Origin of the sequence: Lutibacter citreus (assembly GCF_003260195.1) — a bacterium.
In the GTDB taxonomy this organism is placed as follows: Bacteria; Bacteroidota; Bacteroidia; order Flavobacteriales; family Flavobacteriaceae; genus Lutibacter; species Lutibacter citreus.
The window spans coordinates 252,022-272,361 of sequence record NZ_QEIH01000007.1 but is presented as its reverse complement, the minus strand read 5'-3'; the positions used below and the strand labels follow the sequence as shown (position 1 = coordinate 272,361).

The following is a 20,340-nucleotide window of genomic DNA, read 5'->3' as shown; positions in this document are numbered from 1 at the left end:
TATGAACAAGCCAACATTAGTAATTTTAGCTGCGGGTATTGGAAGTAGGTATGGTGGATTAAAGCAATTAGATACATTTTCAGCTCAAGGAGATACAATATTAGATTTTTCAATTTATGATGCTATTCAGGCAGGATTTGGAAAAGTTGTTTTTATAATTAGAAAAAGTATAGAACAAGATTTTAAAGATTTTTTCAACCTCAAATTAGAAGGTAAAATAGATGTTGAATATGTTTTTCAAGAAATTGATAATATTCCAGAAAAGTATAAGGATAATAATAGAGAAAAACCTTGGGGAACAGGACATGCTTTGTTAATGGCAAAAGATGCAGTTCCTGGAAATTTTGCAGTTATAAATGCGGATGATTTTTATGGAAGAGAGGCTTTTGAAGGGATTGCTTTAGCTTTAAATTCAATAGATGAAAATTCAACCAACTTTAATATGATGGCATATGTTCTTAAAAATACAATTTCAGATTATGGATTTGTTTCTAGAGGAGAATGTAGAGTTGATAATAACGACTATTTAACGGGAATAACCGAGAGAACTCATATTGAAAAAGTAGATGGTGTTTTAAAGTTTAAAAATGAAAATGAAGAATTAATCCCAATATCAGAAGAAACAGTTGTAGCTATGAACTTCTTTGGGTTTACACCAAAATATTTCGAGTTATCAGAATCTATGTTTATAGATTTTTTAGAAAAGAATTACAAAGAGCCAAAAAAGGAATTTTTTATTCCAACGGTTGTTAATAATTCTATTTTGAATAAAACGGCAACTATGAAAGTTTTACAATCCAATGCTCGTTGGTTTGGAGTTACTTACAAGGAAGATAAAGATTATGTAACCTCTGAAATTCAGAAATTAAAAGCATTAAAGGTTTATCCAGAAAACTTGTGGTAAGCTCTATAAATAAAAATGACACTAGTAGCAAATAAATAAAGTTTAATTAAAATTTAGTATTAAATTTGCTCATTAATTATGAAGAAAAAAATAAAAAAAATAGGTGTAATTACATCAGGAGGTGATGCACCAGGAATGAATGCTGCTATAAGAGCAGTTGTTCGTGCGTGTTCATATTATAAAATTGAGTGTGTAGGAGCATATAGAGGTTATCAAGGTTTAATTGAAGGAGATTTTAAACCAATGACAGCAAGAGATGTAAGTAATATTATTAATTGCGGAGGTACAATACTAAAATCAGCTCGATCAAAAGATTTTAGAACTAAAGAAGGCCGTAAAAAGGCACATGAACAACTGGTAAAAGAAGGAATTGATGGTTTAGTTTTAATTGGAGGTGATGGTACTTTTACAGGAGGAATGATTTTTAATGAGGAATATAATTTTCCTTGTATTGGAATTCCAGGGACTATAGATAATGATATTTTTGGAACTAATTATACAATAGGGTATGATACAGCTTTAAATACAGTTGTTGAAGTTATTGATAAAATTAGAGACACAGCTAGTTCACATAATAGATTGTTTTTTGTTGAAGTAATGGGGCGTGATGCAGGGTTTATAGCCTTAAATGCAGGTGTTGGAGCAGGAGCCGAAGAAATATTAATACCAGAAGAAAATTTAGGTTTAGAAAGACTTTTAGAATCTTTAAAAAGAACTAAAAGATCTGGAAAATCATCTAGTATTGTTGTTGTATCTGAGGGTGATAAAATTGGTAAAAACGTATTTGAGTTAGCTGATTATGTTGAGGAAAATTTGAAGGAATATGAAGTGAGAGTGTCAGTTTTAGGACACATGCAAAGAGGAGGCTCTCCAAGTTGTTTTGATCGTGTTTTAGCTTCTAGATTAGGTGTAAAAGCAGTTGAATTACTATTGGAAGGAAAAACGAACTTAATGGTTGGGCTTATTAATGAAAAAGTAAAAACAACAAATTTAGATAACGCAGTTAAAGGGCGTCACGAAATTAATAAAGAATTACTTCGTGTAAGTGATATAATGTCTATTTAAAATGGGATTAAAAGCTTCAGCTAAATTTAGTAAATGATAAGAGTTGGAATAAATGGATTTGGAAGAATAGGAAGACTAGCTTTTAGATCCATTATAAAAAGAGAAGGTATTGAAGTTGTTGCTATAAATGACTTACAAGAAGTAGATCAATTAGCTTATTTATTAAAGTTTGACTCTGTACATGGAGCCTTTAAAGGTTCAATTGAAATAGATAAAAACAATTTAATTGTAAATAAAAAGAACGTTAGAATTACTTCAGAAAAGAATCCTAAAGATATTAACTGGGGAGCTTTAAATGTAGATTATGTAATTGAATCCACAGGGTTTTTCACCACAAAAAAAGAAGCAGAATTGCATTTGTTGGCTGGAGCAAAAAAGGTTGTAATATCTGCTCCGTCTAAAGATGCTCCTATGTTTGTTATGGGAGTTAATAATTTTAAATTAACTAAAGAAAATATAGTTTTTTCAAATGCATCTTGCACTACTAATTGCTTAGCTCCAATTGTAAAAGTTTTAAACGATAAGTTTGGTATTATTGAAGGGTTAGCGACTACGGTGCATTCTACAACTTCAAGTCAGAATACTGTTGATGGTGAATCAGATAAATGGAGAAGAGGAAGAGCCGCATTAAATAATATGATTCCTACTTCAACTAGTGCTTCAGACGCATTAACTAAAATTATTCCAGAAATTGAAGGGAAAATTTTAGCTATGGCAGTAAGAGTTCCTGTTGCAAATGTGTCATTAGTAGATTTAACTGTAAGGCTAAAAAAAGAAACAACTTATTCTGAAATTAAAAAAGCAATGAAAACTGCATCTGAGAATAATTTAAAAGGAATTTTAGGTTATACAGAAGATGAGGTGGTTTCTAGAGATTTTATTTCAGAAACTAGAACTTCAGTTTTTGATGCATCTGCAGGAATGGAATTGAATAATCATTTTTTTAAAATTATTTCTTGGTATGATAATGAATTTGGGTATTCAACAAAAATTGTTGATTTAATAGAATATTCAGCATCATTAAAATAAAATAATTGAACTATATTTGAATAGTTTAAATAAAAAGTTATGGAAATTGCAATTATAGCACACGACGGTAAAAAGGCAGAAATGATTCAGTTTTTAATGGATTTTAAAGCCTTATTAATTTCAAAAGAAATTCAATTAATTGCTACTGGAACTACTGGTAAGAATGCAGAAAAAGCAGGATTTAAAGTCACTAAATTTTTATCTGGTCCTTTTGGTGGAGATGCTCAAATAGCAGCAAGAGTTGCGGAAGGAAAAACTGATATGGTTTTGTTTTTTAGAGATCCGCTAGGAATGCATCCTCATGAACCAGATATTGCAATGTTAATGCGTTTATGTGATGTACATAATGTACCTTTAGCTACAAACCCATCAACTGCTCAACTTTTAATTAAGTCTATTTAGAATTTGATACTTTCTTTAATTTTTGACTTCAATTATAAAGTGATTTATTTTATCGCAATCATTGAGATTTCAACATGAACAAATTTTGGTAAATTAGATACTTCTACAGTTTCACGTGCTGGAGCTGTATCAGCATTAAAGTAACTTCCATAAATTTCATTTATTTCAGAGAAATCATTCATATTAGTAATGGATATGGTTGATTTTATCACATTTTCAAAATTCATTTCAGCTTTTGCTAAAACAGCTTTTAGGTTTTCCATAACCTGCTTTGTCTCAGCTTTAACAGTTTCTATAACTAAATCTCCAGAAATTGGATTAATTGCAATTTGACCAGAAGTATATAATGTATTTTGAACTAAAATTGCTTGGTTGTAAGGTCCTATAGGTGCAGGAGCATTTTCTGTATTAATAATTGTTTTCATGTGTTTACATTTTTATGATAATGGTGACACAGGGCATTCGCTATTAGTCATTTCCATATGTGTCAAATTTGGATATGCTTGTTTCATATTAAAAAAGTGCTTTATCTGGTATTTGTCTTTTATCGTATTTTAAATCGCTTAACATTGATGATTTAATACCAATAAAAAAGTAATAGGTTTGTCTATCTCCAAAGGGTACCCAATTAAAGTTTAATTTCCAACTATCAAGATCTCTTGAGAATTTTAAATTTGTATAAGTAAATCCTTTTTCATTAATATCATAACCCGATGAAAATCCTATAGACCATTTAGGCGTTAGTTCTAAATCTCCATTAAACATTAAAGAGTTAGATGAAATATTCTTTTCCCGTGAAGTATTTGTATAATTAAGAGCGTAGGCCAATTGTAAAGTCCATGGTATTTTAGCTCCAAATAATTTAACTTCTGAACCTCCAGATTTTCCTTTATCAGGTTTGTTGTCTCTATTTGAGGTAGTTATATCTTCACCAAAAATCCCATCAGAATTATTAGCTTTAGCGTTTTTCTCTTCTTTAGATATTCCTTTTTCATTTTCTTTTTTGCTAGATAAAGAATAATTAAGTGTTAAACCAGCGTTTGTTAACCTAAATAAACTTCCTCCATTATCAAAATTAAACTTATCAATCTTTTTTCCGTTTACATCTAAAGCGTAAGGATCTAAGGTTGCTCTAACATTAACATTTAATTTATCATTAAATAATTTAGTTCCTGCATTCATACTAACGGGACTCCATTTTAGGGAGTCTGAAGCCATATTATAACTGGTTGAAAAGTTTAAATTATTTAACAATATAATTTTTTTAGCTTCAGTTTCTGATGAGTCTTTCTTTCTTAATTTAGCTTCTAGGTTGTTGTTTAAAGATAAGTTTAAACTATTTGAAAGCCCTGATCCTGGACTTCCAAAAATACCTTCACTAAAAGGAGAGTATTCAATAATATCAGTTGGATCTTCACTATTTTGAACTTCTTCGTTCTGGTAACTAAAATCTGGACGGTAACTATATGAAATACTAGGCCTTACAACGTGTCTTATTGCTTCAATATTTCCTTTTTTAAATTTAAACATACCATAAAAAGTAGTGCTCAAAGAAACGGAGGTGGAATATTCATTAAAACGACTAAAACTGCTAACTGTATCTGTAACAACTGCATTTTCTACATCATCAAAAGTTTTCTTTAGTCTGTCAAAATACCAAACATCTTTATATGTTAAACTTGGAGAAATAGTAAAAAATTTCAATGCTTTCATATTGGTATTCATTGTTAAATTATGTTGAATACCAGATTTAGCTTCATCAAACATCTGTTTTTTGAAAAAGAATTCTTCAGTAGTTTCTATTCTGTTATCACCTTTCATAGTATAAGATAACCCTGTTTTTTGAATTGCATTACTCTTTTTTCCTCCTTTACCCGTAAAAGGGTAAATTCTATCCATATTAACCTGTAAAGACGGCAAAGTCATATTAATCGCTTCAGTATTGGTGTTTTGAGAGTGAGTTGCTGACAAAGACATATTAAAAGGAGTTCCTACAAATGTTTTAGAATATGAAATAGACGAACTCATTGTGTTATTTAAGAACGCATTTGTATTTATTTCATTATTAGATTGCTTAAAATATTGACTACTACCTAAATTTACAGATGCTGAAAATCTTGAATTAGGACTTGCTTTTGCATCTTGAGAATGGCTCCATCTAATATTATAATTTGTGGCTTTTGAGTAATCATCAAATCCTTTTAAACTACTTTTTAGATTCTCATATCTAACATCAAAATTCCCGGAATATTTATACCTTTTTTTATAACTAGATTCGGCACGTAAACCCCAACTACCGTTTGAATAAATATCACCTAAAACGGCTAAATCAAAATTATCATTAAGAACAAAATAATAACCTCCATTTTGTAAAAAGAAACCTTGACTGTTATTATCTCCCCATGTAGGCATTAAAAAACCAGACGTTCTTCCTTTTGTTAATGGTATATATGCAAAAGGTAAAACAATAGGAGTTGGTATATCAGCAATTACAAGTTGGCTTGTACCAGCTACCAATTTTTTATCTTTTATAAATTTGGCTTTAGGAATTCTAATATAATAATCAGGATTTTTTTTGGTAGATGATGTTAATCTTATGTTTTTTATAAATATAATAGAATCATTAAACTTTTTACTTTCTTCACCTAAAATAATAATACCTTGTTGTTCAGTTCTTAAGTTCCAAATTTTAGCTTTTTCAGATTCAAAGTTAAAACTTATGGTGTCTTGAGTAGATTCTTGTTCTCCTTGTTTAAAAACAGGTAATTCAGAATATTGGCCAATACTATCTTTTATACCTTTAGCAATTACGGTACTAGTATTGTTATTAATTTCTATATATCCTGCATTTAAATCTATATCCTTATAATGAATATGAGCATTTTTATATAAAATAATTCTATTATTTAAAACATCTTGTCTAATTAAACTATCTGCACTATGCTCAATAATACCTTCTAATAATTCTTTAGGTTTCTTTATAGAATCTTTGCTTTTAATAAGTAATGAGTCTTTTTTAGAAATTTGAAGACTATCTCTAACGGGTTTAATTAAAGTGTCTATAGCTCTTTTAGGAATAGTATCCTTAGAAATCTTGTTTAGTTCTTGTGCATATCCATTTGCATTGAACAAGTGAAACACTTGAATCAAAAAAAAGATAAAACATATTTTTTTACTAATTGTTTTAATAATTAAAATATTTGTAAAATCATTATATAAAATTGGGTCGATCCCATAAGTTTTTTTATTTTAGCTTTTAAGCAATCAACCTTATTTTTCTAACATTATAAATGTATGGCTCAATAATTGTATTACCAAATAACAGATGCCAAAAATAATTAAAAATATTGATGAACTCACAACTCTTTTGCAAATTTAAATTAACAACGAAAAGCATAGTGTTTTTCGTATTCTTAACTGTATTTCTTTTTGGCGAAAATACTCTTTTTGCTCAGAAAAAAGAATTTGTTGTCGTATTAGATGCCGGTCATGGCGGAAAAGATCCTGGGAAAGTAGGATACAAAAAGGTTAAAGAAAAAGATATTGCATTAAAAATTGTACTTCAAGTAGGTAAACTTTTAAGTAAAAGAAAAGGTATAAAAGTTATTTATACCAGAAAAACAGATGTATTTGTTGATTTATGGGAACGTGGAAAAATTGCAAATAGAGCAGATGCTGATCTATTTGTGTCTATTCATTGTAATGCTCATAACTCTCAAGCTTCTGGCGCTGAAACTTGGGTTTTAGGAACGCATGCTAACCAAAGAAACTTTGAAGTTGCTAAAGCTGAGAATGCTGTAATTTTAATGGAGGATAATTATAAAACTAATTATAAAGGTTTTGACCCTAATTCACCTGAGTCTGTTATTGGACTTACTTTAATTCAAGAAGAATATCTAGATAAAAGCATACAATTGGCTAGTATTATTCAAACTGAATTTACCAATAAATTAAAAAGAAAAGATAGAGGTGTTAAACAGGCGGGATTTGTTGTGTTATACCAAACCTATATGCCAAGTATTTTAATAGAAACAGGATTTATAACAAATTATAAAGAAGGCGTGTTTTTAGGTTCAAAATCAGGTCAATCAAAATTCTCGGAAACTATTTATAGTGGGGTTTCTAAGTATATAGATCAATTAGAGTTGAATACAATAGCGGTTGAACATAAAATTACTCCAAAAACGGCTGAATCTGAAAAAAAGTCAAATATTGTTGCCAATTATTCCAACGTAGCTTTTAAAGTTCAGATTGCATCAGGTTCTAGAAAACTTGAAACTAAATCATATAATTTTAAAGGGTTGAAAAATGTTGATAGAGTTAAAGTTGGTAGGAGTTATAAATATTATTTAGGAAATACATCAGATTATTCTAGAATTAAAGAATTGCATTCATTAGCAAAATCTAAGGGCTATAAATCAGCATTTATAGTCGCATTTAAAAACGGTGAAAAAATTTCAATAGACGAGGTTTTAAAAAAATCGTAGTATTTTTGCCGTTTACAACCAAAAATTATTAGTAATATTGCTTTAAAAATTATAGAATTTTGAAAATTTCAAGAGAGTTTAAAACAGGATTTATAGCTATAGTAATAATTGCATTATTTATATGGGGTTATAACTATTTAAAAGGACAAAACTTGTTTGATGGTCCAATAAAAACATACTTTACAGAGTACAATAATGTTCAGGGGTTAAATACTGCAAGTGTAGTTACTATAAATGGTGTTGAAGTTGGTAAAGTGATTAATATTAACTTTAGTAAAGAAGAAGGTAAACAAGGGAATTTAATTGTAGAATTTAGTGTTGAACAAGATTTTGAATTCTCTAAAAATAGTATTGCCAAAATTTATAGCGCTAGCTTAATGGGAGGGAAATCTTTAGCTGTTGTACCTTCTTATGAAGGAGAAAAAGCACATCCGGGTGATTTTTTAAATGGAGAAATTGAATCTGATATATTTTCATCAGTAACGGAAAAATTAAATCCTTTACAAGCTAAAGTTGAAAATGTAATTGTAAGTGCAGATTCTTTAATGACTGGTTTAACCAATATTTTGGACGTGAAAAGCAGACAAAATTTAAAATTAAGTATTAAAGAATTAGGTGAAACTATTTCTAATTTTAAAACAGCTTCTCAATCTGTAAATAAATTAATTGAAAATAATGATGAAAAATTATCTGAAACATTAGATAATGCTAATCTTATGACTCAAAATTTATCTAAACTTTCAGATACATTGGTAAATGCAAATATTGGTTTAACAATTAAAAATATTGAGTCTACTATAGCAAATTTAAATTCAGTTCTATCTGGTTTAGAAGAAGGAGATGGTTCTTTAGGTAAGCTATTAAAAGATGAAGAAATGTATAATAACCTTACCAATGCTTCAAAAGAATTAGAAGAATTATTAAGAGAAATGAAATTACATCCAAAGAGATTTGTTCATTTTTCATTATTTGGTAAAAAAGAAAAAGGCTATGCACCTAACCAAGTAGAAAAATAATAATTAATAAGTTTATTAGTGGGGTTTCATATTAAAAAGGTAATCTAAACCTAAAAAAAATTATACAATTGTAATATAGAATCTAATAATAATGTAAATAACGTTATGTTTAGCAACATTTATTAGTGTTAGAAATACTTTTTAATGACAAAACTAAATTTAATCAGATTGTTTTAAATTTACAATCTGATTTTTTTTGTATAATATTTATTATTAAATAAGAGAAAACATTAAATTGCACTAAATTGATAATTAAATCCTGAAAGATTTAAAAAAGCTCCTTAAAAGATTTTATTAACATGAGTTTAATAAAAGTGAAATATTGAAAATCACTTAGGAAGTTGGATATTTTAATTAATCAAATAGAAAATATTAAGTTTGAGAGTAAATACTCAAGATGATATTTTAAGAAATTCGGAAAATTATAATTCTAATTATTGGTAATTGGAATCATCTATAAAAAGTAAAATGAATTATATTGACAACATAGCATTTGCAATTATTCTTTTTTTAGGAGTAGGTTTTTTTGTGAAAAACTTTCAAAAACTTATAAGAAATATAAAGCTAGGAAAAGATATTAATAGAAAAGATAATTCTAGCGCTCGCTGGAAAAATATGGCAAAGATTGCTTTGGGGCAGTCAAAAATGGTGAAAAGACCTATTGCCGGAATACTTCATATTATTGTTTATTTAGGTTTCATTATAATAAATATTGAAGTTATTGAGATAATAATTGATGGTTTATTTGGAACTCATCGAGTATTGTCCTTTTTAGGTAGTTTTTACAGTTTTTTAATAGGATCCTTTGAAATATTAGCATTTTTAGTTCTAGTCTCTGTTTCTATTTTTTGGATTAGAAGAATGGTGTTAAAAATTCCTCGTTTTTGGAATAAGGAAATGAAAGGCTTTCCAAAAAATGATGCACTTTATATACTGTATTTTGAAATGGTGTTAATGTCTTTGTTTCTTATAATGAATGCTACGGACGTTCCTTTTCAGCAAAACGATATAGGTAATCCAATTAGTCAATTTTTGGTTCCTTTATTTGAAGGATTTAACGCTTCAACCTTATTTATAGTTGAACGGACAGCTTGGTGGTTGCATATTACAGGTATACTAATTTTCTTAAATTATTTATATTATTCTAAACATCTTCATATTTTATTAGCATTTCCAAACACGTATTTTGCAAACCTTAATCCAAAGGGACAATTTACAAATTTAGAAAGTGTTACTAATGAAGTAAAAATGATGTTAGATCCAACAATAGATCCATTTGCTGCTCAACCCGAAGGAGCTGCAGACGAAATTCCAGAAAAATTTGGAGCAAGCGATGTACAGGATTTAAATTGGGTTCAACTATTAAACGCCTATACTTGTACTGAATGTGGTAGATGCACCGCGGCATGTCCTGCAAATATTACAGGGAAAGAACTTTCGCCAAGAGCTATTATGATGAAAACTCGTGATAGGCTAGAGGAAGTAGGTGAAAACATCAATAAAAATGGAAAATTTGTTGATGATGGCAAACAATTATTAAATGATTATATAAAACCAGAAGAATTATGGGCGTGTACAAGTTGCAATGCCTGTGTTGAAGAATGTCCAGTAAATATTGATCCGTTAGCTATTATTCTTGATATGAGAAGGTATTTAGTAATGGAACAATCAGCTGCACCACAAGAATTAAATTTGATGATGACAAATGTTGAAAATAATGGTGCTCCATGGCAGTATAACCAAATGGATAGATTAAACTGGAAAGACGAAAAGTAATACTAAATAAAAAAAATAATTACTTAGTAATAGCAACAAGATACCGAAGAAATTTATAGATTAAGTACTTAAAGATGTTACTATTGAAGTTTTTAAAAACGGTAAACACGAATAATATTAAAAATAGTTAGTATGAATGTACCTACAATGGCCGAGATGACGGCACAAGGAAAGCAACCAGAAATTTTATTTTGGGTTGGTTGTGCAGGAAGTTTTGATGACAGAGCAAAAAAAATAACAAAAGCATTTGTTAAAATTTTAAATAAAGCTGGAGTTGAATTTGCCGTTTTAGGAACAGAAGAAAGTTGTACAGGAGACCCAGCTAAAAGAGCAGGAAATGAATTTTTATTTCAAATGCAGGCTATGACTAATATTGAGGTCTTAAATGGTTATGAAATTAAAAAAATAGTAACAGCTTGTCCGCACTGTTTTAATACACTTAAAAATGAATATCCTCAACTAGGAGGTAATTATGAAGTTCTTCATCATACAGAATTGATAGAAACTTTATTGAATGATGGAAGGCTTTCTATTGAAGGAGGTAAATATAAGGGGCAAAAAATCACATTTCATGACCCTTGTTATTTAGGTAGAGCAAATGATATTTATGAAGCACCAAGAAGTTTAATTGAAAAATTAGAAGCTGAATTGGTTGAAATGAAGCGTTGTAAATCAGATGGTTTATGTTGTGGAGCTGGAGGAGCCCAAATGTTTAAAGAACCGGAAAAAGGAACTAAAGATATAAACGTTGAAAGAACCGAAGAAGCCATTAAAACAAAGTCAAAAATTATTGCAACTGGTTGCCCTTTTTGTAATACTATGATGACGGATGGTGTTAAAGCAACTAATAAAGAAGATGATATAAAAGTTCTTGATATTGCTGAACTTATAGCGAATACTGAAGACCTTTAAATTAATAGTACTACTTTTTTTAAATGATAAAACATTATATTGAAGCAGCACGGCTTAGAACTTTACCTTTGTCTGTATCCGGTATTATTGTGGGGAGTTCAATCGCCGCTTTTCAAAATATTTTTAATTGGAAAATATTTGTTTTAGCACTTTTAACAACAATAGGATTTCAAATTATTTCAAATTTTGCAAATGATTATGGAGATGGTGTAAAAGGGACCGACAATGATAATCGTATTGGGCCAAAGCGTGCCATTCAAAGTGGTGTTATTAGTCCAAATCAGATGTTATTGGCAATAAAAATTTCAGTAATTATAACTTTTTTTATTGCTATTCTTTTAATTTATACTTCTTTTGGTAAAGACGATTTTCTTAATCTGTTTGTGTTTTTTATTCTTGGGGTCTTAAGTATAGTTGCTGCAATTAAATATACAATGGGGAAAAAAGCATATGGTTATAGCGGTTTTGGAGATTTCTTTGTATTTGTTTTTTTTGGAATTGTAAGTGTAGTCGGTAGTTATTATTTACAGACTAAGGAGTTAAATACTTTCGTGTTATTGCCTGCAGTTACTATTGGTTTTTTAAGTATTGGTGTATTAAATTTAAATAATATGCGAGATAGAGAATCTGATATTAAGACAAATAAAAATACAATTGCCGTAAAAATTGGAAGTGAAAATGCTAAATATTACCATTATTTTTTATTAATTACCTCTTTTCTTTTTACTTTAGTTTTCACCATTATAAATTATAAATCTGTTTATCAGTTTCTTTTTGTAGTTGCATATATTCCTATTATAAAACATTTTATAGTTGTTTTTAAAAATAAAGAATCTAAGTTATTAGACCCTGAACTAAAAAAACTAGCAATAAGTACATTTGTTTTTTCAGTATTATTTGGGTTAGGTTTGTTTTTGTCAATTTAACAGATATCTTTGGCTTTTATTATTGTAATTTAATGAAGAATCAATTTTTCGGCATCTTTTTTTACATGCTCTATTTGTTGGCAATGGTTAGACCAATTGTTCCAATAATGGAGTACTATGCCAATTATGATTATATAGCTTCAGTACTTTGCGAAAACAGAGATAGACCATATTTGGAGTGTAATGGTAAGTGTTATTTAGAAAAACAATTAAACAAACTAACGAATAACCAACACGATCATAAATCAAATATTCCTCAAATTAGTTTTAAAGATTATCCAATAAGCCCGGTTACTCAATATTTATATGAGATTAAGGGCATAAAGGAATTCACTGTTGCAAATTTTGCACATGTTAATATATTACCAAAGAGTTTTTTCACAACCTTATTTAAACCGCCCCAAGATTCACTTTACTTTATTGTATAAATTTTTTAATTAAGTATTTTAAAAAGAATACCTAGTAAATATTTATACCTACTACATAAATTAATGAATCAATATTTAGAATAAAAATGAAAAACGTATTACTAAGTTTTACAGTAATGTTGTTTGCTATAACAATATATGGGCAAACATTACAAATAAAAGGGGGGATTATTGATGAGGATAGTTTCAACGCAATTGAAAATGTATCAATTATAAATTTAAATAATGGTACTAAAACAGTCTCAAACGCGAAGGGGGAATTTGCTATAAAAGGAAAAAGAAACGATGAAGTTAAAATATCTCATTTAGGATATAAAACTAAAATTGTAAAACTTCAGCAAAACATTAAAATTAAATTAGAATCAACTCAAATTGAATTGAGTGAAATAATAGTTTCGGCAAATCCGTTAAATGATATTTCACAATCTACAGTAATTAATGATGCTGAAAAAAGAATAAGTCAACCAAGAAGTGTTGGACATTTATTTAAAGAAATTCAAGGATTTGGTATTGCTAAAAGAGGAGCATATGCCTCCGAACCTGTTTTTCGTTCGTTTAAATATGAACAATTAAATATTCAATATGATGGTGGATTTAAAATGTTAAACGCTTGTCCTAATAGAATGGATCCAATTACTACACATGTAATTCCAGAAGAAATTGAAAAAATAGAAATTGTAAAAGGTCCTTTTACAGTAAGATTTGGACAGAATTTTGGAGGAATTATAAACTTGGTAAGTAAGAACCCTTCAAAAGGGAAAAAGGGATTACAAGGAAGCGTTGAAGGAGGTTATGAATCTAACGGAGGTAATTTAGTTACTGGAGCATCTTTATTGTATGTTGCAGATAATTATGATGTTTTGTTTACAGGTTCTTATCGTGAATTTGGTGATTATGAAGATGGTAATGGAGATGAAGTTCCTTCTTCTTTTAGAACTACAGATTATTCATTAAAAATAGGGTTAAATCCAACAGAAAATCAACGTTTGCAAGCTACTTGGAGACAATCTTTTGGTAGGGATATAAAACACGCCGGATTACCTATGGATTCTCCATTTGATGATAGTTATTTAGCTGGGTTAGATTATAAATGGGAAAACATTTCAGAAAAAATAGAAAATTTTAATGCAAAAGTTTTTTATTCATATGTTGATCATTTAATGACAAATACAAATCGTCCTAATTTTAATATGGTTGATGCTCAATCTCCAGTTGAAGTTTCAACTTATGGAGGAAAAGCAGAAGTTGTATTAACGCCTAGTGTAAAATCGAAAATATTTGTTGGTGTAGATGCGAATCTTATTCAAAGAGATGGTTCAAGAACTAGAATTGTTAAAATAATGAATGGTTCAATGTTACCAGAACCTAAAGTATTTATTGATAAAATTTGGCAAGATTCTAAATTAAATGATTTTGGGATTTTTGCTGAAGGTAAATTTAAAGTAGCAGATAAGTTAACTTTAACAACTGGAATTAGAGCAGATTTTATAAAAGCAGTAATAAATGATCCAGCAGCTGATTTTTTAGCGTTATATGGTGGTGAAATTGATGATAAAACAGAAACAAATATAAGTGGTAATGCAGCTATTAAATTTCAAGATAATGGTTTTCAAGCTCAGTTAGCTGTTGGTAGAGGAGTAAGAACGGCAAATATGATTGAACGATTTATCAACCATTTTGCAGTAGGTGTAGATCCATATGAATATGTAGGAAACCCAAATTTAGATCCGGAAATTAATAATCAAATTGAACTTTCAATTAATAAAAGGTTTAAAACGGTCGAAATTGGAGCATCTGTATTTCATTCCTTTTTGGAAGATTATATTGTGCCAGTAGTAAATTCTAGTATTCCTAGAAAATTTATGCCAACAACTCCACCAATTGAAGCAAAGCAATTTATTAATATTGATAAAGCTTCGCAATCAGGTGTTGAATTTAATTTTAATTATAATATAACAAGTAAATTAAAGTTTAATTCAGAATTGTCATATACGTATGCTAAAAATGAAGATTTAAATGAGCCTTTAGCTCAAATACCACCTTTTATGACAGTTTTAGGAGTTAAATTTGAAAATAAAAATTATTGGCTTTCATTAAATAGTCGTATTGTAGGAAAACAAAGTAGAGTATCTGATTCATTTATGGAACAGGAAACTCCAGGTTTTGAAACGTTAGATTTTAGGGCAGGTATAGAGCCTTTTAAAAATTTAACAATAGGAGTTGGTATTCTTAATATTTTTGATAAAACATATTATGAGCATTTAAATTTTTCATATGCAAATTCAAGCACTCTTTCCGGTCGTATTTATGAACCAGGTAGAAATTTCACTACTTATTTAAAGTATAAGTTTTAAATTTAAATAATAATTGTTAATTTGTTAAGAACCGCAAAGATTAATTCTTTTGCGGTTCTTTTTTGTGGAAAATATTTTTTAAATTGCAGTAACCAACAATAATAAACTTCACTATGAAAATAACTTATTTAGGACACGCCTGTATCAGTATTGAAACAAAAGACAAAACATTATTAATAGACCCATTTATTACAGGAAATGAATTAGCTAAAAACATTGATATTAATAAACTACAAGCTGATTATATTTTAATAACTCATGCACATGAAGATCATATATTAGATGTTGAAGCTATTGCTAAACGAACTGGGGCTAAGGTAATTTCAAACTATGAAATTGTAACTCATTTTGAAAAAATGGGAATTGAAGGCCACCCAATGAATCATGGAGGAAAGTGGAAGTTTGATTTTGGAACTGTGCATTTTACAAATGCAATTCATTCAAGTTCATTCCCGGATGGAACTTATGGAGGGCAACCAGGAGGGTTTGTAATAGAAACAAGTCATCATAGAATTTATGTAGCGGGAGATACAGCTTTAACTCTTGATATGAAATTAATTCCAGATGTTATTGGTGAGTTAGATTTAGCTATTTTACCGGTTGGAGATAATTTTACAATGGGAATAAAGGAAGCTATGAAGGCGAGTGCTTTTTTAAATTGTAATAAAGTTTTAGGAGTTCATTTTGATACTTTTGGATTTATTAAAATTGATAAAGTGGCAGCAATAAATAAGTTTGCAAAAGCTAAAAAAGAATTGATATTATTACCTATAGGTGAAAATGTTAAAATTTAAAATTATCTTAACTGCTAATATTAAACATTTATTATGAGTATTTTACTCTATATTTTTTTAGCAATAATATTTCTTGTTATTGTGTTGGGGTTAATTGCGCCAAAAAGTTATAACGTTAATAGATCAATAACAATTAGTAAACCGTTACCTGAAGTTTTTCAATATTTAAAATTATTAAAAAATCAAGATAATTGGTCACCATGGGCGGAAAAAGATCCAAATATGAAAAAGACATTTAAAGGAACTGATGGCGAAATTGGTTTTTTGTCTGCTTGGGTAGGAAACAAAGATGTTGGGGAAGGAGAACAAGAAATTACTGGAATTGTTGAAAATGAAGTTGTAAATTCTCAACTTCGATTTTTAAAACCATTTAAATCTACTTCCAATGCTTATTTAAAAGTGAAAAAAGAAGGGAATGGGACAAAGGTAATTTGGGGATTTTCGGGAAACAATAAATTCCCAGTAAGTATTATGATGTTGTTTATGAATATGGATAAATCTATAGGTAAAGAATTTGAGTATGGTTTAAACAAATTAAAAATTATTTTAGAAAGATAATTCATGAAGAAAAATTTAGTATGTTGGTTTCAAATCCCTGTAAATGATATGGCTAGGGCTGTCAAATTTTACGAAACAATATTTAGTGTAAAAATTAAAGTTGAAAATTTTGGTGAAGAATTAATTGGATGGTTTCCTGCTTCAGAAGATAAAACAGCACCCAATGCTGGCGGGCAGTTAATATTTAACCCAAAATACTACAAGCCAAATCCGAATGGAACACTTATTTATTTTGCCTCTCAAACTAATAATTTGAATGATGAATTAAGTAGAATAGAAGCTGCAGGAGGAAAAGTAATTGTTGAAAAAATGCAAATTACCGAAAAAATTGGTTTTATGGGGGCATTTATTGATTCCGAAGGGAATAGAATGGCATTGCATTCAACTAATTAAATTGTATAAAATATATTATTTTCAAAGACTTATATTGCTTTTTAATAAAGTAGATTTTAACTAAGTTTTTAGATAGCTAATATTCATTAAAAATTAATTATTCGTACTTTTCCGTTTTTTAAATTATTAATGAAAGCAACCTATAAAAAGTACCTATTAAATTTTAAACAAGCTAGTGGAACTTCTCGTGGAATTTTAAAAACTAAAGAAACTTATTTTTTAATTATTTACGATGAAGAAAAAATTGGATATGGAGAATGTGGTTTATTTAAGGGATTAAGTATTGATGATAGACCAGATTATGAAGAAAAACTACAGTGGTTATGTGCAAACATTCATTTAGATAAAGAATATTTACTAAATGAGTTAATACAATTTCCTTCCATTCAATTTGGTTTAGAGCAGGCGTTGTTAAGTTTAAAAAAAGATAATTCATTTGAAATATTCCCTTCCAATTTTACAAAATCTAAAGATGCTATTAATATAAATGGTTTAATATGGATGGGAAGTGAAGCTTTTATGAAACAACAAATTTCAGATAAATTAAAAGCTGGTTTTTCAACAATAAAAATGAAAATTGGGGCTATAGATTTTGAAACGGAACTTGAATTACTAAAAAGTATTCGAAAAGAATTTTCTTCAGAACAGATAGAATTAAGAGTGGATGCAAATGGAGCTTTTAACCCAAATATAGCTTTAGAAAGATTAAAAAAATTATCTGAATTTAAAATTCATTCTATAGAACAACCAATAAAACAAGGCCAAATAGAGGAAATGGCAGACTTATGTTCTAAAACTCCAATACCAATTGCTTTAGATGAAGAATTAATTGGTGTTTTTAATGTAACAAAAAAGCAAGAATTACTACAAACAATTAATCCGCAATATATAATTTTAAAACCAAGTTTGGTTGGAGGGTTTAAAGGAAGTTTAGAATGGATTAATTTGGCAGAAAAACAACAAATTGGTTGGTGGATAACATCAGCTTTAGAAAGTAATATAGGTTTAAATGCAATTGCCCAATGGACTTATTCTTTGGGTAATAAAATGCCGCAAGGCTTGGGCACAGGAAGCTTATTTACTAATAATATCAAGAGCCCGTTAGAAGTTAAAAAAGGGTATTTACATTATAATAACACAATAAACTGGAAAGTAGAACTATGAAATTTATACAAGAAGCTTATAAAGGTAATAATAGTTGGTGGGCGTATTTAATAACAATATCTATTGTTACTTTTCCGTTCTTAATGAATGTAGTAATTTACCTATTCTTTCCTGAATTATTGGATACTATGTATAAAGAAATGGAGGGAAGGGAACCTAGTAATTCAGATTTCTTAGCTAATTTATTACCATTTTTATTTTTGTTAATATTATTATTTCTATTTGTAAGTAAATTGCATAAAAGGAAAATTAAGACAATAATAACATCAAGAAAATCAGTAGATTGGAGCCGTTTTTTTTATGCTTTTTTTGTTTGGTTTTCTATTGGAGTGATAATGATTGGGGTTGATTATTTTATGTTTCCTAATAATTATGTTTGGAATTTTAAACCTGCTCCATTTTTTGGATTATTATTTATTTCCATAATATTTTTACCTATACAAACAAGTTTAGAGGAGCTATTGTTTAGAGGTTATTTAATGCAAGCTTTTGGGGTTTGGTTTAAAAAGTCTTTTGTGGCGTTAATTTTAACTTCAGTAATTTTTGGTTTATTACATGGTTTAAATCCAGAAGTAGAAAAACTAGGTTGGATTATTATGATCTATTATATAGGAACTGGTTTGGTTTTAGGTGTTTTTACATTAATGGATGAAGGTACAGAATTAGCCTTAGGTTTTCACGCAGCAAATAATATAGTTGCAGCGGTTTTAGTTAGCTCTAATTGGGCAGTTTTTCAAACAGATGCGCTATTAATTGATGTTTCGGAACCTTCATTAGATCTTTTAATGTTTGTTCCTGTATTTATATTATACCCTTTAATACTTTTTATTTTTTCAAAAAAATATGGTTGGTCAAATTGGAAAGGAAAACTATTAGGAACAATTAGAGAGCCTATAGTATTAAATGAAGATGAATTTATAGCATAGTTTGATAATTGTTTGGAGTAGAAATTACATTTAAGAGAAATGAATAAACAACATTTTCATAAAAACTTTAAACTACAAGGCTCTTCATTTAAAAATGTTGAAGAATTATTAGAATTTTCAGAATCAATTTCTGTTGAAGTTTATGATTTTTTATGTAATTGGTTTAACTCAAAAAAATATGTTCAAGTTAAAACTTCAGGTTCAACAGGAACTCCAAAGTTAATTAAACTTCAAAAAGAGTTTATGATAAATAGTGCTTTGGCAACAGGTACCTATTTTAATTTGGGTGAATATACTTCAGCTTTGCTATGTATGTCTGTAAATTATATAGCAGGAAAAATGATGCTAGTTAGAGCCTTAACCCTAGGTTGGGAATTAGATGTTGTTGCTCCAAGCTCCAATCCTTTAAAAGGAAATAAAGTTTATGATTTCTGTGCAATGGTTCCTTTGCAATTAAATAATTCATTAGTTGAAATAAATACAATTAAAAAGTTAATTGTTGGTGGAGGTGTGGTTTCAAATGAATTACTAAGTAAAATTCAAAATGTTGAAACTGAAATTTTTGCAACCTACGGAATGACGGAAACTATAACGCATATTGCCGTTAAAAAACTAAATAATTTAAAAAACGTAATTGCGAGTGAAACTAAGCAATCTCATTACAAAGTTCTTCCAAATATTTCAATTTCAGCAGATATTAGAGGTTGTTTAATTATAAAAGCTCTAAATGTTTCTTCGGAAGTTGTAAATACAAACGATATAGTTGAACTAATTTCAGAAAGTGAATTTAAGTGGTTAGGTCGTTATGATTCTGTAATTAATTCTGGTGGAATAAAATTAATTCCAGAACAAATAGAAGAAAAATTATCAAGTATAATTTCTGAACGATTTTTTGTGGCTGGTTTTAAAGATTCAGTTTTGGGTGAAAAACTAGTATTAATTATTGAGAAATTGGTTACCGAGAAGAGTAAAAGTTCTATTTCAAATAATAATTTATCTGAAAATATAATTTCGATTCCTCTTAATCACCAAAAAGAATATGAAGAAAAAGTGAGAAATCTAAAATCACTTTTAAAATTTGAAAAACCTAAAGAAATTTACTTTATAGCCAAGTTTATTGAAACACCTACAAAAAAGATTAATAGACAAAAAACAATACGTTTATTAAATCTAAACTAGCTTAAAAGTAGCTTTTACTAATTGAAA

At 28.6% G+C, this 20,340-nt stretch carries 19 protein-coding genes; 17 read left to right on the top strand and 2 right to left on the bottom strand.

Annotated features, from left to right (window positions below):
* Nucleotide 1 precedes the first annotated feature (1 nt).
* The 4 genes from DAD81_RS16070 to DAD81_RS16055 all read left to right on the top strand — a co-directional run bounded on the left by DAD81_RS16070 (nucleotide 2) and on the right by DAD81_RS16055 (nucleotide 3,400).
* Complete coding sequence (locus DAD81_RS16070) at nucleotides 2-904, top strand: sugar phosphate nucleotidyltransferase (RefSeq protein WP_111709323.1); 903 nt, start codon at nucleotides 2-4, stop codon at nucleotides 902-904.
* A 78-nt stretch (nucleotides 905-982) separates the two neighbouring features.
* The gene (pfkA, locus tag DAD81_RS16065) at nucleotides 983-1,969 is read left to right on the top strand and encodes a 6-phosphofructokinase (RefSeq protein ID WP_111709322.1); all 987 of its coding nucleotides are present in this window, start codon (nucleotides 983-985) and stop codon (nucleotides 1,967-1,969) included.
* 33 nt (nucleotides 1,970-2,002) lie between these two features.
* Nucleotides 2,003-2,998 (top strand): type I glyceraldehyde-3-phosphate dehydrogenase, encoded by a 996-nt coding sequence (gap, locus tag DAD81_RS16060; RefSeq protein WP_111709321.1) that lies wholly within the window; start codon nucleotides 2,003-2,005, stop codon nucleotides 2,996-2,998.
* 39 nt (nucleotides 2,999-3,037) lie between these two features.
* On the top strand, nucleotides 3,038-3,400 hold the full coding sequence (locus DAD81_RS16055; protein ID WP_111709320.1) for a methylglyoxal synthase: 363 nt from the start codon (nucleotides 3,038-3,040) through the stop codon (nucleotides 3,398-3,400).
* Between the two features lie 44 nt (nucleotides 3,401-3,444).
* Here DAD81_RS16055 and DAD81_RS16050 read toward each other — a convergent pair whose 3' ends face one another.
* Nucleotides 3,445-3,825 (bottom strand): Rid family detoxifying hydrolase, encoded by a 381-nt coding sequence (locus DAD81_RS16050; RefSeq protein WP_111709319.1) that lies wholly within the window; start codon nucleotides 3,823-3,825, stop codon nucleotides 3,445-3,447.
* Nucleotides 3,826-3,913: 88 nt separating this feature from the next.
* On the bottom strand, nucleotides 3,914-6,541 hold the full coding sequence (locus DAD81_RS16045) for a putative LPS assembly protein LptD (RefSeq protein ID WP_245949327.1): 2,628 nt from the start codon (nucleotides 6,539-6,541) through the stop codon (nucleotides 3,914-3,916).
* Nucleotides 6,542-6,798: 257 nt separating this feature from the next.
* Between DAD81_RS16045 and DAD81_RS16040 the strand changes: the two genes are divergently transcribed.
* The 13 genes from DAD81_RS16040 to DAD81_RS15980 all read left to right on the top strand — a co-directional run bounded on the left by DAD81_RS16040 (nucleotide 6,799) and on the right by DAD81_RS15980 (nucleotide 20,313).
* Nucleotides 6,799-7,887, top strand: a complete 1,089-nt coding sequence (locus DAD81_RS16040) for an N-acetylmuramoyl-L-alanine amidase family protein (RefSeq protein ID WP_245949324.1) — start codon at nucleotides 6,799-6,801, stop codon at nucleotides 7,885-7,887.
* A gap of 59 nt (nucleotides 7,888-7,946) precedes the next feature.
* A complete protein-coding gene (locus DAD81_RS16035; RefSeq protein WP_245949323.1) occupies nucleotides 7,947-8,903 on the top strand; it encodes an MlaD family protein in 957 nt (318 codons plus the stop codon).
* A 468-nt stretch (nucleotides 8,904-9,371) separates the two neighbouring features.
* Nucleotides 9,372-10,679 (top strand): (Fe-S)-binding protein, encoded by a 1,308-nt coding sequence (locus DAD81_RS16030; RefSeq protein ID WP_111709317.1) that lies wholly within the window; start codon nucleotides 9,372-9,374, stop codon nucleotides 10,677-10,679.
* A gap of 132 nt (nucleotides 10,680-10,811) precedes the next feature.
* Nucleotides 10,812-11,591 carry a (Fe-S)-binding protein gene (locus DAD81_RS16025; RefSeq protein ID WP_111709316.1) on the top strand — a complete coding sequence of 260 codons (780 nt, stop codon included), beginning with the start codon at nucleotides 10,812-10,814 and terminating at the stop codon, nucleotides 11,589-11,591.
* A gap of 26 nt (nucleotides 11,592-11,617) precedes the next feature.
* Nucleotides 11,618-12,517, top strand: a complete 900-nt coding sequence (locus DAD81_RS16020) for a 1,4-dihydroxy-2-naphthoate polyprenyltransferase (RefSeq protein ID WP_394340171.1) — start codon at nucleotides 11,618-11,620, stop codon at nucleotides 12,515-12,517.
* 32 nt (nucleotides 12,518-12,549) lie between these two features.
* Nucleotides 12,550-12,945, top strand: a complete 396-nt coding sequence (locus DAD81_RS16015; RefSeq protein ID WP_157961160.1) for a hypothetical protein — start codon at nucleotides 12,550-12,552, stop codon at nucleotides 12,943-12,945.
* Nucleotides 12,946-13,031: 86 nt separating this feature from the next.
* Nucleotides 13,032-15,299: a TonB-dependent receptor domain-containing protein gene (locus tag DAD81_RS16010; protein WP_111709313.1), complete on the top strand. Its 2,268-nt coding sequence runs from the start codon at nucleotides 13,032-13,034 to the stop codon at nucleotides 15,297-15,299.
* A gap of 113 nt (nucleotides 15,300-15,412) precedes the next feature.
* Nucleotides 15,413-16,093, top strand: a complete 681-nt coding sequence (locus DAD81_RS16005) for a metal-dependent hydrolase (RefSeq protein WP_111709312.1) — start codon at nucleotides 15,413-15,415, stop codon at nucleotides 16,091-16,093.
* Between the two features lie 33 nt (nucleotides 16,094-16,126).
* Entirely contained in the window at nucleotides 16,127-16,651 is a 525-nt protein-coding gene (locus DAD81_RS16000) for an SRPBCC family protein (RefSeq protein ID WP_111709311.1), read from the top strand.
* 3 nt (nucleotides 16,652-16,654) lie between these two features.
* Nucleotides 16,655-17,044 (top strand): VOC family protein, encoded by a 390-nt coding sequence (locus tag DAD81_RS15995; protein ID WP_111709310.1) that lies wholly within the window; start codon nucleotides 16,655-16,657, stop codon nucleotides 17,042-17,044.
* Nucleotides 17,045-17,173: 129 nt separating this feature from the next.
* Entirely contained in the window at nucleotides 17,174-18,208 is a 1,035-nt protein-coding gene (locus DAD81_RS15990) for an o-succinylbenzoate synthase (RefSeq protein WP_111709309.1), read from the top strand.
* Nucleotides 18,205-19,134, top strand: a complete 930-nt coding sequence (locus tag DAD81_RS15985; RefSeq protein WP_111709308.1) for a CPBP family intramembrane glutamic endopeptidase — start codon at nucleotides 18,205-18,207, stop codon at nucleotides 19,132-19,134. The genes DAD81_RS15990 and DAD81_RS15985 overlap by 4 nt, the downstream gene beginning before the upstream one ends.
* A 39-nt stretch (nucleotides 19,135-19,173) precedes the next feature.
* A complete protein-coding gene (locus DAD81_RS15980; RefSeq protein WP_111709307.1) occupies nucleotides 19,174-20,313 on the top strand; it encodes an AMP-binding protein in 1,140 nt (379 codons plus the stop codon).
* Nucleotides 20,314-20,340: the final 27 nt, after the last annotated feature.

Coding starts and splice junctions, on each gene's coding strand:
- DAD81_RS16070 (WP_111709323.1), top strand. CDS start 2: ATGAACAAGCCAACATTAGTAATTTTAGCTGCGGGTATTGGAAGTAGG.
- pfkA (WP_111709322.1), top strand. CDS start 983: ATGAAGAAAAAAATAAAAAAAATAGGTGTAATTACATCAGGAGGTGAT.
- gap (WP_111709321.1), top strand. CDS start 2,003: ATGATAAGAGTTGGAATAAATGGATTTGGAAGAATAGGAAGACTAGCT.
- DAD81_RS16055 (WP_111709320.1), top strand. CDS start 3,038: ATGGAAATTGCAATTATAGCACACGACGGTAAAAAGGCAGAAATGATT.
- DAD81_RS16050 (WP_111709319.1), bottom strand. CDS start 3,825: ATGAAAACAATTATTAATACAGAAAATGCTCCTGCACCTATAGGACCT.
- DAD81_RS16030 (WP_111709317.1), top strand. CDS start 9,372: ATGAATTATATTGACAACATAGCATTTGCAATTATTCTTTTTTTAGGA.
- DAD81_RS16025 (WP_111709316.1), top strand. CDS start 10,812: ATGAATGTACCTACAATGGCCGAGATGACGGCACAAGGAAAGCAACCA.
- DAD81_RS16015 (WP_157961160.1), top strand. CDS start 12,550: ATGAAGAATCAATTTTTCGGCATCTTTTTTTACATGCTCTATTTGTTG.
- DAD81_RS16010 (WP_111709313.1), top strand. CDS start 13,032: ATGAAAAACGTATTACTAAGTTTTACAGTAATGTTGTTTGCTATAACA.
- DAD81_RS16005 (WP_111709312.1), top strand. CDS start 15,413: ATGAAAATAACTTATTTAGGACACGCCTGTATCAGTATTGAAACAAAA.
- DAD81_RS16000 (WP_111709311.1), top strand. CDS start 16,127: ATGAGTATTTTACTCTATATTTTTTTAGCAATAATATTTCTTGTTATT.
- DAD81_RS15995 (WP_111709310.1), top strand. CDS start 16,655: ATGAAGAAAAATTTAGTATGTTGGTTTCAAATCCCTGTAAATGATATG.
- DAD81_RS15990 (WP_111709309.1), top strand. CDS start 17,174: ATGAAAGCAACCTATAAAAAGTACCTATTAAATTTTAAACAAGCTAGT.
- DAD81_RS15985 (WP_111709308.1), top strand. CDS start 18,205: ATGAAATTTATACAAGAAGCTTATAAAGGTAATAATAGTTGGTGGGCG.
- DAD81_RS15980 (WP_111709307.1), top strand. CDS start 19,174: ATGAATAAACAACATTTTCATAAAAACTTTAAACTACAAGGCTCTTCA.